Below are 15,273 nucleotides of genomic sequence, written 5' to 3'. Positions count from 1 at the left end.
TCAGGGGGCATCCGGCCCGACTTGATCTGCCGTCAGAATTCCGTGGACGGGTGTTTCCGAGCCGAACTCCTCGGCGCCGATGTCGCAGCGGCCTTTTCTTGGATGACCAAAGATGTCCTGCGGCAGATTCGCGGAGCCCTCGACGGCGGCATCCACCGCGGGGCTCTTACCCGTGAGACGCCATGTCCCCTGCCCTTTTTTCTCCAGGAGAAGCTGAGGCTCGGCAAAGCGGAACCAGCCTGCCCACGGTGCCGCAGGCGCGGGATCCATGGCGGATGCGAGATTATCATGCGCTCTGAGGTCATGCACCATGCCCAGGTTCACGAGCGGCTTGGCCATGGGCTGCGTGCGCACGATGAGATTGTTGATGAAGACACAGTCTGTCGGCACGTGCTCCCGCCCCTTCTCCTCTTTCTCAAAGCCGAACTGAAGCGGCGAGCAGTCCACCCAGGTATTGAAGGCGATCCAGCATTTCGTCGGCGCGGTGGCGGTGTTGTCGTCGTACTTTTTGCCGATGTTTTCGGTGGTGGGCGTGTCATGCATGCCGGGCACAAGCGCAAACGGCGCTTCGTGACGCCTGCCGGTCAGGCCCTGGAAGTAATTGTTAAACACACGATGCTCAAAGCCGTAGAGCTTGACGCCGCCAAAGCCCGGACCGTCCTCGCTGGCGATGATAAAGTTCCCGGAGGTTTCGCTGCGATTGCCCAAGCGCATGCAGATGGCGCCTCGGCAGTTGATGAGAGTGTTGCGGCGGATGATGTTGTCCGAGGACTTCAGCGACACGAGTTCATCCTCGCCGCTGCAATGCTCAAGCAGGTTGTCCTCGATAATCGTGAACGAGCTTCGGCCCGAAGCACCGAGGTCATTGCCACCGGTTCGGATGGTCTCGTGGCCGTTTTCGCCGTTGGCATAAATGACATTGCGAAAGTGATTGTGGTCGATGCGGTCGCGCTGCGAGCAGACGAGCGCGGTGTCATCTCCCCGCACAAAGACGGGGCTGCCACGATTGATTTTGCGCTCAAACAAATTGTGATCAACACGGTTGTCACCGCTGTTCGCGCCATCCACCGTCACCCAATGCTCCCAGTGGCGCGGCTTGGCCCTTTCGGTGGGGCGGAACGTGTTGCGAGTGATCCGCACATGATGGCAGTTTTCGAGCATCACGCACTGCTGGTCGGCATCGTGCACAAAAGTGAAGCCTTCGAGCATGAGGTGCTCGCAGTCTTTAAAGATGAAGCCGGCCGCGCCATCGATCAAGGCTTTGCCGCGATGCTGCGCGCGGAGCACAATGGGCTTTTCCTCCGTGCCTTTTTTCCCCACAATCTTTATCCCGCCTTTGGTGGTGTAGATGCCGTCTGCGACTTCGAGAACCACACCAGGAGAGAGCGAGGCGGAGGCCTTGCTCAAGGCGCCGAGTGAATCAATCACCTGCGCCATGGCAGGGGAGGAAAACACGAGCAGCGCGGCAAGGAGCAGGTGGGGATGTCTCAACTTCATTCAAGGAGGATGACAAACTGAGGAGCGCCGCGATGTCTTCCAGAAAAAAGGCGCGCTCATGCGATGATGTCCCTGATGACATGCCCGTGCACATCGGTAAGGCGGCGCTGAATGCCGTTGTTGTAGAAGCTCAGCTTCTCATGATCGATGCCCAGCAGGTGCAGCGCGGTGGCGTGCAAATCGTAGCAGTAGGCGGGATTTTCCGCCGCCTTGGAGCCGAGATCATCCGTGCTGCCGTAGGCGCTGCCGCCGCGGATTCCGCCGCCGGCCATCCATGCAGTAAAGGCCCCCGGATTGTGATCGCGCCCTTTGCCCTGCGCGGCAGGCTGCCGGCCAAACTCGCTGGTGCAGATGACCAGCGTGCTGTCCAGCATGCCGCGAGATTTGAGATCACGCAGCAGAGCCGCGGCGCCGGTATCGAGCACCGGCCCCCAGTAGCCGTGGTCGCGTACGAGGTCCTCGTGACTATCCCAATTCGGGCGAATTTTCTTCGTGTTGGTATTTTCCGCGCCGCAGTAGATCTGCACAAAACGCACTCCACGCTCCACAAGGCGGCGCGCCAGCAGGCACTGCCGGCCAAAGGGGCCGATGTCTTCATGATCGAGCTGGTAGAGCTCCTTGGTGGCGGAGGTCTCGCCGCGCAGATCCGTCACTTCGGGCGCGCTGAGTTGCAGGCGAGCAGCAAGTTCATACGCGGAGATGCGGGCCTCCAGCTCCGTGTTGCCCGCACGCTCGGCGGCGTGGGCACGATTGAGTGTCTGCAAAAAGTCGCGGCTGGTCTGCTCGGTGTCGCCGCGCAGTTGTGCGAAACTTTTGGACGGAAAGAGATCGGCGATAGGCGGCCTTTCGGCATCCGTCTGCAAAGTCGTGCCCTGATGCACGGCGGGAAGAAATCCCGCGCCCCAGTTGATCACGCCCCCGGGCGGCAGGCCACGCGGATCTGGCAGGACCACAAACGCAGGCAGATTTTCGCTCTCGCTGCCGAGGCCGTAAGTCACCCACGCCCCCATGCTCGGGAAGCCGGGAAGAATGAAGCCGGTGTTGGCCATGAACATCGCCGGGCCATGCAGCGCACTCTTGCTCTGCATGGAGTGAATGAAAGCCATGTCATCCACACAGTTCGCAAGCCTTGGAAAGAGATCGCTGATCCAGCGCCCGCACTGACCATGCTGCCGGAAGGGCCAGTAGCTGCCCTGACAGTTGCCAGGTTTCGAAGCGAAGAACTGCATCTTCCCATCAGGATCAAAAGGCTTGCCGCTGCGCTTGGTCAGCTCAGGCTTGTAGTCCCACGAATCCACATGGCTGAGGCCACCCGGGCAGAAAATCTGAATGACCGCACGCGCCTTGGCAGGCAAAGGAGGACGTTTGGACGCGAGCGGATTCGTCCCGGCTTGCGCGTCATTCAGCATTGCTGAAAGCGCGACACCACCAAGCCCGCCGCCGAGCTCCCAGAGGAAGTCACGGCGCGAGACGGAACGTTTTTGCTTATGACAGGGAAAGGCGGAGATCATGTCTAGTCGATGTAAACAAACTCGTTCGTGTTCAGCAGCATGCGGCACAGCGCAAAGAGGTTTTGCTCCGCGACGAGGTGGACTGCCGCATGAAGCTCTTCCGTTTTGGGTTCCCTCTGCAGACAGAGCAGGAACGCGCGGCGGATGGCGGCTTCGCGGGAGTCCGTTTCGTTTTCAATTCGCGTCACCAGACTGCCCGCCTGCTGCAGCATGAACTCGTTGTTGCTCAGCGTGAGTGCCTGCAGCGCGGTGGTGGTTTGCGCACGGGCCGGGGTGAGATTAGCGGGATCTGGACAATCCAGCGTGGACATGAACTGATGCGGCGTGGTGCGTACCACGAAACGGTAGATGCTGCGCCTCAGAAGGTCGGGCTTGTCGGGCGTGATATATTCGTACACAGGCGCGTAGGCCTCGGTGAAATTAAAGTCGCGAAAGCCAGGGCCACCCATCTTGGAATTCAAGGTGCCTGCGATGCTCAGCACGGCATCGTGCACGGACTCGGCATCGAGCCGCCGCGGGTTCTGCCGCCAGAGCAGGCGGTTCTGCGCATCAAGGCGCAGGGCGGCATCGTTCTGTGCAGTGGACTGCTGCTGATACGTGGCGCTCATGACGGTGAGCTTGTGCATGTGTTTTAAGGACCAGCCGCTGCGCAAGAATTCATCGGCCAGCCAGTCGAGGAGTTCGGGGTGTGATGGCCTGTCACCACCGAGGCCAAAGTCACTCGGCGTGGTGACGAGACCCTGCCCGAAGTGATGATGCCACAGGCGGTTCACCAGCACGCGACGTGTCAGCGGATTATCAGCGTGCGTAATCCACTCCGCCAGCATTCGGCGGCGCTGGCCTTCGGGCGTTGCATTGCTGCCGAAATCCATGCTCGCGTGCCTGGGCCAGGCGAAGGCCCCAGGCTGCACCTCCTGCTGCAAATCTTCAGGATTGCCGCGCCGCTGCACCTGGATGGCAGGCGGTGCGGCATCGCTGGTGACGGCATAGACTTTGGCCGGATCTGGCAGGGCCTTGAGCGCGGCCTCCAGCTTCACAGCTTGAGCGCGCAGACCTTTCAGCCGCTCCTGCTCAGCGGCAGTAAGTCTGCTGTGCTCGACTGCGGGCACGAGCCGCGCATCGCCAAGGAACAACAGGTCGCTGCCGATGCCATCGCCCCCGTCCGTGGCGATGAGGCTAAGAGTTTTCGCGCTGGCAGGAATGGCGATGTCTAGGTGCGTAAACTCATCCTTGCGCATCTTGAGCTTTTGAAACTTCCGCTCCGCATCCACATACACGGTGAAGTCAGCACGTGAAGCCGCGGCACCTGCGTCCGCACCGAAACCGAGCGCCGCAGTGAAATGCATGACGTCGAGGCCCCTGCTCTCGCGAATCTTGGTCAGGTCAAAGGTGATGCCGCTGTTGGCATGAAGGCCAAGGATGGAATGATCTTTCTCCGCATAATCCACACCGCCGATCTTGGTGCTACGCTGGGCATTGAGCGGGCCGTTGCGAATCACGTCCCAGGTGTGGCCGCTGGTGGCGGGAAGTCCGGTGACCTCCTGCTTGGCAAACACCGGCACCGGGTTGCGGCCGTCGGGCACGAAAACCGACAAGACGAAGCGATCCGTGTCTTTCACCTCGGCAGGCCATTCAATGCGCTGCAGACGGTTGGTTTGGATATCACGATGGTAGCCGAGCTTGGCAGTGGTGAGATTTCCGGTGCGCAGGTCGATCCCACGGCCTTTCACTCCGGCGCCCACCATCCCAGCGAGGTCGAGGCCGTCGCCCGCCAGTTTTGCGATGTGAGCACGCGTGGCCGCAAGCTCCTGGGTAAGCCGTATTTTCTCACCCGAGTTGCGCTTTGCCTCCGCTTCATCCACTTCGCGATCCCCGCGCTTCACTCCTGCAAACACCGCCCACAGGCGGTAGTACTCCTCCTGCTTCACAGGATCGAGCTTGTGATCGTGGCAGCGCGCGCAATTGATGGTGATGCCCATGGTCGAAGTGATAACCTGCGTGACCATGTCATCGAGGTCTCCCGCGCGTGCGGCGCGCTTGAGCATGTCGCTCTTGGTTTCCACATGCCCCACATAGTCCCACGGACCGGCGGCGAGAAATCCGGTGGCAATGACCGCCTGCGGATCCTGCGGAGCGATCACATCTCCCGCGATCTGTTCACGGATGAACTGGTCGTAAGGCTTGTCATCATTGAGCGCTGCAATGACGTAGTCGCGGTAGCGCCACGCATTGGGCCGGAGCTGATCGCGCTCAAAGCCGTGTGTGTCTGCGTAATGAGCGATGTCCAGCCAGTGCCGCGCCCAGCGCTGGCCGTAGTCGGGTGAGCGCAGGAGTTCATCCACCAGCTTCTCATACGCCTTGGGGTCGGCATCTTTGACAAACTGCTCCACACGCTCCGGCGACGGCGGCAAGCCGGTGAGATCAAAGCTCAGACGGCGGATGAGTGTCCGCCGATCCGCAGGCGGCGACATCGCAAGATTTTTCTCCGCAAGTTTCGCTCTGATCAGCGAATCAATGGAGGCGCCTTTCACCGCGCGCACCGGCTGCACCGACCAATGCTGGAGCCGCTTATCCACCGCAGCGGCTTTGTCCGCCGCATTCTCAGGCCACACAGCTCCTGCGGCGATCCATTCCTGCACGAGCGTGATCTGTGCGGATGAAAGCGGTCCTCCTTTCGGCGGCATGCGCTCGTCATCGTCACCAGAGGTGATGCGTTTAAACAGCAAACTCTTGCCCGCATCTCCCGCCACGATGGCCTTGCCGTCGTGTCCGCCTTTGAAGGCAAAGATTTTGGCATCCAGGCGCAGTTCTCCCTTCTGCTTCTTTTCGCCATGGCACTCCACGCAGCGCTGCTGCAGCAGCGGGCGGATGTCCTTGTCAAAATCGACGGCCAAAGCTGGAGCTGCGGCGAGAAAGATGAAGAGCACAGGTTTCATCGTTTGGTTTTTGTCTTGGCGGCCAGATCGCGCGCCGCTTCCTCCAGATGGTGCTTCATCGCCCTAGCGGCGGCGGTTGCATCGTGCGCAGCCACCGCGTTCAGAATCGCGGCATGATGGTCGATGGCACGCTGCCTGCCCACATTGCCAATGGTCACACGTCGGCTCTCGCGTCCGAGATCGGCAAGCGACTCAAGCATGAGCTTCAGGATCTCATTCCCCGCGATGCGGGCCAGCGTGCGGTGAAAGTCGATGTCGGCTTCCACGGCCTCATCATGCGCCTCAGCCGCGATCAGACGCTCATGAATGCCGCGCAGCTGCTTCACATCGGCGGCCTTCGCCTTCAGCGCGGCCTGCCGCGCAATCTCCGGCTCGATCGCGGCGCGGGCTTCGCTGAGCTGCCGCAAGCGTTCTTGCATCTCAGGGAGCAGGATCGAAAGAGAACCACTCAGCGGCTTGTGCAGCCGGTTCACGGCACGGATGCCGCTGCCGTGGCGGATTTCCAGCAGGCCCTGCAGCTCAAGGCGTTTCGTCGCCTCCCGCAGCACGGTGCGGCTCACCCCCAGGCGCTCCGCCATCTGCCGCTCCGGCGGCAGCCTGCCATCGCCGGATTCACCTTCATCGCGCAGCTGGCGCGCCAGGCGCGAGCACACCTGCTCGACGAGAGATGCGGAGGATTTGAGCGGGGTGATGGTCATGCTAAAATTGGTAGGAGGTCATACCAATTACGAGCGATCCATGCCATTCTTTCCCGCTTCCTTTTCGAAACAGCACGTCACCCCATTCTCATGATCGTGCCACTTGATGCTTGAGCACCCGCCTGAACGCGGGAAAATAGGCTGGCAAACCCTCCGCCCCAACCGAATGCAATTTCGCGACACACTGCTGAACATGGCCATCACCTGCGTGCTGGTGCTGATCATCGTGCTCGTGGCGGTGCTGCTCAAAGAGAGCAGGCCGCGCCCGGTGCAGGCGCTTCCAGTGGCGGTGGCCCAGGTGCCGCCGGGCCAGATGACCGGGGGCCCCGGGACCGCGCCGCTGCCCCCGTTTAAAATATTCCCCAGGGCCAGGCTCATCGAAAGCCGCGCCAATGAGGCGGACACGCTGCGCATCAAGGTGAGCGACACGGAGGACGAGCATATCTTTGTGCTGTACTTTGTCGATGCGGCGGACACCTCCCTGACACACCCCCAGCGGGTGCAGGATCAGGCGCGCTACTTTGGGGTGAGCACCCAGCGCGTCATTGAAGAAGGGCAGCGAGCCGCCCAGTACGTGACGCAGTTGCTCAAGGACCATCCATTCACCGTGATGACCCGCTGGGAGGAGGTTCCTGGCCTGAGCCGGTACTACGCGCTGATTTTGGTGGAGATGAGCCCCGGCAGGCCGGTTTATCTCGCGGATCTTCTCGTACAGCAGGGCTTTGCTCGCGTGGCGGGTGTCACCTCCAGCCTGCCGGCAGATGCGCGGTCCATCAATGACTACGCGCTGGAGCTCCAGTCCCTGAGGCAGCGCGCCCAGCAGAGCAAAGTGGGAATCTGGGCAGCTTCAAAGCTCTGAATGAGACTCTTACCCCGCCGGAGGAATTCTGGCATTGATGTATCATGATGCGTTGATACGTTGAGTCTTACTTTGGCCTCCATCCTTAAATCCCTCAGCCTGATCGCCGATCCCACCCGGGTACGGCTTATGCTGCTCCTCAAGCAGGAGGAGCTCAGCGTGGCGGAGCTGCAGGAGGTGCTGTCCCTGCCACAGTCCAATATTTCCGCGCAGCTGGCCAAACTGAAGGCCGCCGGTCTGGTGGCGGACCGCCGCAGCGGCAAGAACCGGCTCTACCAGCTGGACAAACCGGGCGCCAAAGACCTGCCCACGCACGAGCATTTTCTCGCCCTCCTGGATGCCGCGGGAGCCGAACTGCGCGAAGTGTCCAAGGACACGGAGGCGCTCCAGATCGTGCTGCGCAAGCGGGCCCAGACGGCTAAAGCCTACTTCGATGCCCTGGCGGGCAAGTTTGGCCGGCACTACATCCCCGGCCGTTCGTGGAAGGGTCTGGGCGAGACCTTGCTCAAGCTGATGCCGCCGCTGGTCATCGCCGATCTCGGCGCTGGCGAGGGCACGCTCTCCCAGCTGCTCGCCGAGCGGGCAAAGAAGGTGATCGCCGTGGACAACAGCGAGAAGATGGTGGCCTATGGCGCGGAGCTGGCCCAGAAGCACGGCTTCACGAATCTGGAGTTTCGCCTGGGCGACATCGAGTCGCCCCCCATCCCGCCGCTGAGCGTGGATCTGGTCTTTCTCAGCCAGGCTCTGCACCATGCGCAGAATCCAGAAAAGGCGCTGAAGGGTGCTTTGACCATCCTGCGGCCCGGTGGCCGCATCGTGGTGCTGGACCTTTTGAAACACCAGTTTGAGCAGGCGCGCGATCTGTACGCGGACGTGTGGCTCGGCTTTTCTGAAAGCGACCTGCATGACATGCTCACCCGCGCCGGTTTTAAAAAAATCGAAACAAGCGTGGTGCACCGCGAAAGCAAAAGCCCGCACTTCCAGACGATCCTCGCGCTGGCCGAAAAGGAAAACCGTCTCACTTCTTCGGGGCACTGGTCGGGCTCTTGACGCGCGGAGCCGGCACGGTCATGCCGTTCTGCAGAAGCGTGAGGCCGTTGATCTGCTGCTGGTCGTCTCGGGTGAAAACGAGCACCGCCTTCACCACATCGTATTCAAACCGGTCTGCCCCAGTCTCAAACACCGGCATGGCAGGCTGGCCTTCCAGTTGCGCAAAAAGGGTGCTGGCCTTCACGCTGATGGTGAAAGGCTTCAGCCCCATCAGCCGGTAGTCGCCCGCGTAAGGCTGCAGTTCCTTGGCGCTGCGCAGTTTGAAATCCGGCGGCGGCACGCTGCTGCGTTTGGCGGTGATCTCGTTGCCGTTTTGAAACAGCGTCAGTGACCGCACCTCGCCCTCGCTGCGATTGAAAGCGATTTCCGCCGCCACGGCCTTGTAGAAAAGGCGGTCCGGTGCCTTGGCAAAGCCGCGCAGAAAGGGCTGCCCGGTCAGGTTCACATACAGCTTCCCCTCGCGCAGCAGCACCGTGAAGCGCGAGTCGCGGTCGAGTTCATACACCCCGGGATACTGCTTCAGCATGTCTTCCGGCAGGCTGATCTCCTTCTGCGCCGCCGGATCCACCGGCTTGATGTCTGACGTGCCCGCGATCACCATCGAGCCTGGCACACTGGCATTGTTGATCAAAACCACGCGCACGATGCGTCTGGCCGGAATCACCTGCAGAGCGGAGCAGTAGCCGTAGGTGCCGCCGTCATGGTGCAGCGTCGCATCTCCTTCAAATTTGCCAAGGAAGACACACAGACCGATCTGCCCGCCATAGGCACCAGCATCAGCCTGCGGCTGCAGCGCGATGGCAAAAGCCTCTTTCAATGGCGTCGCCTCGGGGTGCAGCATCGCTTCGCCCAGCTTCATCAGATCCGCCGCCGTGCTGCGCAGGGCGCCACAGCCTGCCAGGGCTTCAAAATGCCAGGACTTCATCTCCTTGCCACCGTCATAGGGTTTGGCCACGGGCAGTTCCGCAGCCGGCTGTACCGCGGTGTCGTTCAGGTCCAGCGGCCGGCAGATTTTTTCCACCACTGCCTGCTCCCACGGCATGCCATACACCTTGCCAAGCAGGTGGCCGAGCAGGCCCACACCGAGATTGGAGTAGCTGCATGTGAAGGGGCCTTCGCCATCCAGTTTGGCCTCGGAGAGGCAGCTCAGCAGCAGCTTTTCATCATAGGCCGCATAGGGGTCCTCCTCCTTGGCACCTGCGGCGGCGTTCTCAGGCATGCGTGGCAGGCCGCTGGTATGAGTGGCCAGTTGCTTCAGCGTGATCGCCGCCACGCGAGGGTCAGCAAACTTCACCTGCCCTTCCAGCAGGCTGCCCAGCGTGGTCTCCAGCGTGACCTTTTTCTCCACCACCGCCTGCGCCAGCAGCAGCCCCGTGAAGACTTTGGTGATGGACCCGATTTCGAAAACAATCTTCTCCGGTGCTGCATCTCCGGCCTCAGGTGCCTTGCCCGCCATGGCAAACTTCACCTCCGCTCCTACGCGCTCTCCCGTGACGATGCACCCGGCCTTGAGCGGCTTGGCCGCCTGCGCAGCCGCTTCAGCCAGGGTGCGCGCTTGGACAGAGCTCACGAAAACAGAGAGAACCAGAAGCGCAGATGCAAAGCATTTCATGGCCGCGAGGCTACAAAACTCCGCTGCAAACCGCAAGGCGTCTCATTGACGCGGTGCGCTTTCCCGCCTCCAATGCCTCGCTCGTGAAAGACACCCTGGAAGACATCGAAAATTTCATCATCGACGTGGTGATCAACAACCGCCGCGGCATCCGTGCCTCGCTGCTGCGGGTGGTTTTCCGTGGCCTGTCCGGCATCTACTCCGCCGTGGTGCGCACGCGGCTGTATTTGTACCGCCACCGCTACATTCACGATCACCACCTGGGGGTGCCGGTCATCAGCGTGGGAAACCTCACGGTCGGCGGCACCGGCAAGACGCCGGTGGTGGAAATGCTGGCCAAGGCCCTGCACGAGCGTGGCCGCCGGGTGTGCATCCTCAGTCGCGGCTACAAGAGCAAGCGTCAGAAGAAGCTGGCGTTTTCAAAGAAAATGGCGGCGCGTTTCGGCCTCATCCCCAAGCCGCCTCAGCCGCTGCCACGCATCGTGTCCGATGGCGAAAAAATCCTGCTCGACTCCCACAATGCCGGAGACGAACCCTTCATGCTGGCCAAGAACTGCCCGGGCATCCCCGTCGTGGTGGACAAAAACCGCGTGAAGGCCGGGGCGCATGCCATCCAGCGCTTCGGCGCCGATGTGCTCGTCCTCGATGACGGCCTGCAATACCTCAAGCTCAAGCACCGCCACGACATCGTACTGATCGACAAAACCGCCGCCTTTGGCAACAACGGCCACCTGCTGCCGCGCGGCACCCTGCGCGAGCCTCCGCGCAGCCTTCGCCGCGCCAGCTACATCTTCATCACCAAATCCGACGGCGACAGCGAGGACGTGATCAAGCAGATCCGCCGCTACAACCGTGCCGCCGAGATCATCGAGTGCCGCCACCGCGCCATGCATTTTGAAAACATCCACACCGGCGAGCGCATCCCCATCGATTCATTGCGCGATAAATTCGTGGGCGCGCTGTCCGGCATCGCCGTGCCCGAGAGTTTTGAAAACGGCCTGCGCAGGCTCGGCGCGAAAGTGGAGGTCATCGCCCGTTTCGCGGATCATCACCGCTTCCACGGGCCCGAGCTCAAGCAGTTCATCGAGCGCTGCGTGCGGCGGGACGTGCACTGCATGGTCACCACGGAAAAAGATTTCGTGCGCTTCCCCAAGCTGCCCGTGGCGGACATCCCCTTCTACTTCATGCGCGTGGAGATCGAGATCATCCGCGGCCGCGACATCTTTGACAAAATGGTGCGCCTCATCGCCGAGCCGCGCCGTGTGCCTGCGGGAGTGCTGCCGGCAGATTTCATGGAGGCTTCGTGATGAACACGGAGCATCCAGCCATGGCCGAAGTGCGCCTGCACAAGGTCAGCATATCCGGCGGCAGCAGCGAGGTCAGCGACGTCACCGCGCGTGAGGAGCCGCTCGAGATCCGCGTGGAAGGCCGCTCCGTCGCCGTGGTGATGCGCACACCCGGGCATGATGAAGAACTCGCCGCCGGATTTCTCGTGAGTGAGGGCGTGGTGCAGCGCCCGCGCGACATCCTTGAAGTCTCGCAATGCCCCAGCACCAACAACGAGCATGGCAACATCGTCGATGTGCTGCTCGGCGGCGCCGTGGTGAACTGGGACTCCCTCACGCGCCATGTCTTCAGCGCTTCCAGCTGCGGCTTGTGTGGCAAAACGAGCATTGAAAGCGTGTTTCAGCAGTTCCCCTCGGTGAAGGGTGAATGGCAGGTCTCGCCGAAGTTGATCGCCACTCTCCCGGACAAGCTGCGTGCTGCACAGGAAACCTTTTCCAAAACCGGCGGCCTCCACGCCAGCGGCTTGTTTGATCTGGAAGGCAACCTCGTCGTGCTGCGTGAAGACGTGGGCCGCCACAACGCACTCGACAAAATCCTGGGCTACGCCTTGCAGCGTGGCCTGCTGCCCCTGGACCGCCACATCCTGCTCGTGAGCGGCCGCGTCTCGTTTGAAATCATTCAGAAGGCGCTCGCCGGTGGCATCCCGCTCGTGGCGGCCATTTCCGCACCGAGCAGTCTGGCCGTCGATTTCGCCCGTGAGGCCGGCCAGACACTCATCGGCTTTCTGCGTGGTGAGACGATGAATGTTTACACCCATCCACAACGATTAAGCACTGCATCATGAACAAAGTTCAACAGACAGTCTTTATCATTTGGGGCGTTCTGTGTGCCTCCATCTGCGGTTATGCCGCGATGCTGAGCTCGATGGCTTTTGCCCCCGGCCCGGCCGCTTCACCGTCCGGCTCATTCGGCGGCATCCTCGCCATCATCGCCGCCAGTTCGACCATCCTGAGCCTTCTCCTGCGCCCGCTGCTTCTCGGCGGATTTTCCGCAGGAACCCTGAGCCTGGACAATCCTCAGGGACGCGGCCGCTTCGTCGCGGGCAATTTCGTCCTCTTTGCCCTGAGCGAAGGCATCGGTGTGCTAGGCTTCGTCAATGGCATCTCCTCCACGGGCCGTGGCGAAGCGTGGCTGCCCTACATCGGCCTCGCCCTGCTGATGATGCTGTATCACATCCCCCTGCCTTCACGTTTCAGGCCCGCAGCATGAACGGCTACTTTGATCACAACGCCACCACACCGCTGCATCCCACCGCGCGCGAGGCATGGCTGCGGGCGAGCGAGAAGCACTGGCACAATCCTTCCAGCCTTTACCGCGATGCAGGCATCGCAAGCCAGCAGCTGGAGTCCGCTCGCGAACGCCTGGGCTCATTGATCGGCGCAGAGGCAGAGCGCATCGTGTTCACCTCGGGAGCCACGGAGTCAAACAATGCCCTGTTTGCCACGCTGCCGCGTGAGGCCGTTGTTTTGATCTCCGCCATTGAGCATCCCAGTGTTCGCGAAGCGGCCCGCAGTCGCAGCGTGGTGGAAATCCCCGTGAATGCGGACGGGGTGGTGGAACCCGACACCGTGAAAACCTTGATCGCCGCCGAGAATCCCGCACTCGTTTCCGTGATGGCCGCGAACAATGAAAGCGGCGCCTTGCAGCCCTGGCGCGAAATCGCCGCCATCTGCCGCGAGCAGGGCGTGCTGTTTCACACCGATGCCGCCCAGTGGCTCGGCAAGCTCGACTCCTCACATCTTGGCGAGTGCGACTTCATCACTGGCAGTGCGCATAAATTCGGCGGCACCAAAGGCTGCGGCTTCCTCGTGCTTCCCAAAGAAGATTCCCGCCTCGGCTTCATCCGCGGCGGACCGCAGGAAAACGGACGCCGTGCAGGCACGGAGAATTATCCGGCCATCGAAGCGATGGTAACTGCATTGGAAACCATGACATCCCATCTGGACAAAGTGCAGAGCCAGCTTCGCGATGATTTCGTCTCAACCATGCGCGCGCACTTTGCCCCGCTGCGTGTCATCAGCGAATCCGCACCCCGCCTCTGGAACACGGTGCTAATGGTCATGCCCGCGCATGACAATCTGAAATGGCTCACCCGCCTGTCACGCCGTGGTTTCAGCATCTCCACCGGTTCGGCCTGCAGTTCAGGCAAAGAAGGTTCCTCCGTGGTGGTCACTGCACTGGGCGCGAGTCCCGAGGAACTGAAACGCGTCGTGCGCATCAGCAGCGGCTGGGAGACCACCGCCGAAGACTGGCAGGCACTGGCGGCTGCGTTTGTAGAAGTATTTGATGACTTGAATCGTGGAGGCCGAGGCACGGTGTAAGCATCACGTTCCCGGCTTGGGCCGGATCAAAAGCACGATTACCAGCGAGAACACACAAATCATCGCAAAGACACCGAAGATGACATTCAGCGGCACATGCCTGTCGCTCATCTTGCCAAAGCCCCAGTCGGCCAGACCGCCGCACATCATGCTGACGAAGTTCATGAGACCATATCCCGTGGCCCGCAGATGCGGCCTCACGATCTGGCTCAGGATCGGCATGTTGTTGCAGTCAAAGAAGCCCCAGCCCACGCCAAAGACAATCAGCGCCGCGATGGCCAGCCCAAAGGAGTTCAGAGCAGGCGCATTCCCCACGCCAAACATGGCGGGCACAATGAGCATCATGCCAATGGCGCTCACGTAGATGCGGCCGCGCTCGCTGCGGCGCATCCAGCGGTCTGCCAGCCAGCCGCCGAGAATCGCGGAGAGCAGCGCCGCCCCCTGCCAGTAGAGCGCCGCGGACACGCCGGCCTTGCCCTGGCTGATGTTGAAGGACTTTTGCAGAATCGCCGGCATCCAGTCGCGCACCACCCAGGCGGCGAGGGCGGGCAGCGTGAAGTAAAGCACCAGCAGGATAAAGTTGCGGTTACCGATCAGCTCTCCGAAGGAGCCGCCACCATCACCAGAGCTTGCCGTCTCCGGCTCGCCCGACTGCCGCGGCACATCGCGCAGCAGGAACAGCAGCGGAATGGCATAAAGCACGCCGGCCAGTCCGGTGAAGTCGAACATGAAGCGCCAGCCCAAGTCCGGCGCGTCTGCCACAAAGCCCGCGAAGCCGCCCGTGATCACGCCACAGTAAATGCCCATCTGATGCACACCCACGGCGCGCGAACGCGTCCCGCCCGTGTGATAATCTGCGATCAAGGCCAGCGCAGCCGGTATATAAAACGCCTCACTCACGCCCATCATCGTGCGCGCCCAGTACAGTTCATTAAAACTGCTCACATGTCCGGTCAGCCAGGTGATGAGAGACCACACAAACAGGCTGCCGCAGATCGTCAGCTTGCGGCTGAAGCGGTCTGCGATGTATCCGCCGATCGGACTGCAGATGGCGTACACCCATTTGAAGGAGGCGAGCATGTGCCCCCAGTTTTCCTCCGTGCCGATGTCCTTGATGTCCCCCATCACGGACACTTTCATCGAGGCGATCATCTGCCGGTCCAGGTAGTTGAGCAAAGCCACGGGAAAGAGCAGCCCTACAATCAGCCAGGCACGGCGCATGAGCGTGGATGGGGGAGCGGCGTTCAGGGAGGATGACATCCGCCCATTAATCACAGCGCGGCCTGCACGAAAAGCCTGAAATCATGCTTCATCTTGACCCATGCATGACTCAAAATGCGCCATGCAAATCCGCTGCGTGTCACAGACACAATCATTCAAGGCTAATTCAAAGAACTTCCCGGTCGTTATGTGGAAGTCGCCCCCCAACCCACCAACCCCTG

Annotated in this window: 12 protein-coding genes; 6 read left to right on the top strand and 6 right to left on the bottom strand. The window is 61.4% G+C overall.

Features of this window, described 5'->3' with window-relative positions:
- From ACILSO_RS21940 to ACILSO_RS21925, 4 genes are read right to left on the bottom strand one after another with little or no spacing between them, the layout of a single operon-like run.
- Nucleotides 1-1,497, bottom strand: a complete 1,497-nt coding sequence (locus ACILSO_RS21940; protein WP_395739603.1) for a polysaccharide lyase 6 family protein — start codon at nucleotides 1,495-1,497, stop codon at nucleotides 1-3.
- 56 nt (nucleotides 1,498-1,553) lie between these two features.
- Nucleotides 1,554-3,008, bottom strand: coding sequence for a DUF1501 domain-containing protein (locus ACILSO_RS21935; protein WP_395739602.1), 1,455 nt, complete (start codon nucleotides 3,006-3,008; stop codon nucleotides 1,554-1,556).
- A 2-nt stretch (nucleotides 3,009-3,010) separates the two neighbouring features.
- Nucleotides 3,011-5,944, bottom strand: a complete 2,934-nt coding sequence (locus ACILSO_RS21930; RefSeq protein WP_395739601.1) for a DUF1553 domain-containing protein — start codon at nucleotides 5,942-5,944, stop codon at nucleotides 3,011-3,013.
- Complete coding sequence (locus tag ACILSO_RS21925; protein ID WP_395739600.1) at nucleotides 5,941-6,642, bottom strand: FadR/GntR family transcriptional regulator; 702 nt, start codon at nucleotides 6,640-6,642, stop codon at nucleotides 5,941-5,943. Before ACILSO_RS21925 ends, ACILSO_RS21930 begins: the two co-directional genes overlap by 4 nt.
- A gap of 166 nt (nucleotides 6,643-6,808) precedes the next feature.
- Here ACILSO_RS21925 and ACILSO_RS21920 point away from each other — a divergent pair, with 166 nt between their 5' ends.
- Both ACILSO_RS21920 and ACILSO_RS21915 read left to right on the top strand, forming a co-directional pair.
- Nucleotides 6,809-7,501, top strand: a complete 693-nt coding sequence (locus ACILSO_RS21920; RefSeq protein ID WP_395739599.1) for a hypothetical protein — start codon at nucleotides 6,809-6,811, stop codon at nucleotides 7,499-7,501.
- A gap of 72 nt (nucleotides 7,502-7,573) precedes the next feature.
- On the top strand, nucleotides 7,574-8,551 hold the full coding sequence (locus ACILSO_RS21915) for an ArsR/SmtB family transcription factor (protein WP_395739598.1): 978 nt from the start codon (nucleotides 7,574-7,576) through the stop codon (nucleotides 8,549-8,551).
- Here ACILSO_RS21915 and ACILSO_RS21910 read toward each other — a convergent pair.
- Complete coding sequence (locus ACILSO_RS21910; protein ID WP_395739597.1) at nucleotides 8,520-10,121, bottom strand: serine hydrolase; 1,602 nt, start codon at nucleotides 10,119-10,121, stop codon at nucleotides 8,520-8,522. The two genes, ACILSO_RS21915 and ACILSO_RS21910, sit on opposite strands and share 32 nt — an antisense overlap.
- A gap of 26 nt (nucleotides 10,122-10,147) precedes the next feature.
- Here ACILSO_RS21910 and lpxK point away from each other — a divergent pair, with 26 nt between their 5' ends.
- The 4 genes from lpxK to ACILSO_RS21890 are packed head-to-tail and all read left to right on the top strand — an operon-like array spanning nucleotide 10,148 to nucleotide 13,831.
- On the top strand, nucleotides 10,148-11,470 hold the full coding sequence (lpxK, locus tag ACILSO_RS21905) for a tetraacyldisaccharide 4'-kinase (RefSeq protein ID WP_395739596.1): 1,323 nt from the start codon (nucleotides 10,148-10,150) through the stop codon (nucleotides 11,468-11,470).
- Nucleotides 11,470-12,294, top strand: coding sequence for a formate dehydrogenase accessory sulfurtransferase FdhD (gene fdhD / locus ACILSO_RS21900; RefSeq protein ID WP_395739595.1), 825 nt, complete (start codon nucleotides 11,470-11,472; stop codon nucleotides 12,292-12,294). Before lpxK ends, fdhD begins: the two co-directional genes overlap by 1 nt.
- Nucleotides 12,291-12,719 (top strand): hypothetical protein, encoded by a 429-nt coding sequence (locus ACILSO_RS21895; RefSeq protein ID WP_395739594.1) that lies wholly within the window; start codon nucleotides 12,291-12,293, stop codon nucleotides 12,717-12,719. Before fdhD ends, ACILSO_RS21895 begins: the two co-directional genes overlap by 4 nt.
- The gene (locus ACILSO_RS21890; RefSeq protein ID WP_395739593.1) at nucleotides 12,716-13,831 is read left to right on the top strand and encodes a cysteine desulfurase family protein; all 1,116 of its coding nucleotides are present in this window, start codon (nucleotides 12,716-12,718) and stop codon (nucleotides 13,829-13,831) included. Before ACILSO_RS21895 ends, ACILSO_RS21890 begins: the two co-directional genes overlap by 4 nt.
- A gap of 3 nt (nucleotides 13,832-13,834) precedes the next feature.
- Here the strand turns inward: ACILSO_RS21890 and ACILSO_RS21885 are convergent, their stop codons facing one another.
- Entirely contained in the window at nucleotides 13,835-15,091 is a 1,257-nt protein-coding gene (locus ACILSO_RS21885) for an MFS transporter (protein ID WP_395739592.1), read from the bottom strand.
- Nucleotides 15,092-15,273 lie beyond the last annotated feature (182 nt).

It is taken from the genome of Prosthecobacter sp. (genome assembly GCF_044226605.1).
GTDB lineage: Bacteria > Verrucomicrobiota > Verrucomicrobiia > Verrucomicrobiales > Verrucomicrobiaceae > Prosthecobacter.
This window is presented reverse-complemented; position numbering and strand designations above follow the sequence as displayed.

Coding starts and splice junctions, on each gene's coding strand:
- fdhD (WP_395739595.1), top strand. CDS start 11,470: ATGAACACGGAGCATCCAGCCATGGCCGAAGTGCGCCTGCACAAGGTC.
- ACILSO_RS21940 (WP_395739603.1), bottom strand. CDS start 1,497: ATGAAGTTGAGACATCCCCACCTGCTCCTTGCCGCGCTGCTCGTGTTT.
- ACILSO_RS21930 (WP_395739601.1), bottom strand. CDS start 5,944: ATGAAACCTGTGCTCTTCATCTTTCTCGCCGCAGCTCCAGCTTTGGCC.
- ACILSO_RS21890 (WP_395739593.1), top strand. CDS start 12,716: ATGAACGGCTACTTTGATCACAACGCCACCACACCGCTGCATCCCACC.
- lpxK (WP_395739596.1), top strand. CDS start 10,148: ATGCAAAGCATTTCATGGCCGCGAGGCTACAAAACTCCGCTGCAAACC.
- ACILSO_RS21935 (WP_395739602.1), bottom strand. CDS start 3,008: ATGATCTCCGCCTTTCCCTGTCATAAGCAAAAACGTTCCGTCTCGCGC.
- ACILSO_RS21885 (WP_395739592.1), bottom strand. CDS start 15,091: ATGTCATCCTCCCTGAACGCCGCTCCCCCATCCACGCTCATGCGCCGT.
- ACILSO_RS21925 (WP_395739600.1), bottom strand. CDS start 6,642: ATGACCATCACCCCGCTCAAATCCTCCGCATCTCTCGTCGAGCAGGTG.
- ACILSO_RS21895 (WP_395739594.1), top strand. CDS start 12,291: ATGAACAAAGTTCAACAGACAGTCTTTATCATTTGGGGCGTTCTGTGT.
- ACILSO_RS21920 (WP_395739599.1), top strand. CDS start 6,809: ATGCAATTTCGCGACACACTGCTGAACATGGCCATCACCTGCGTGCTG.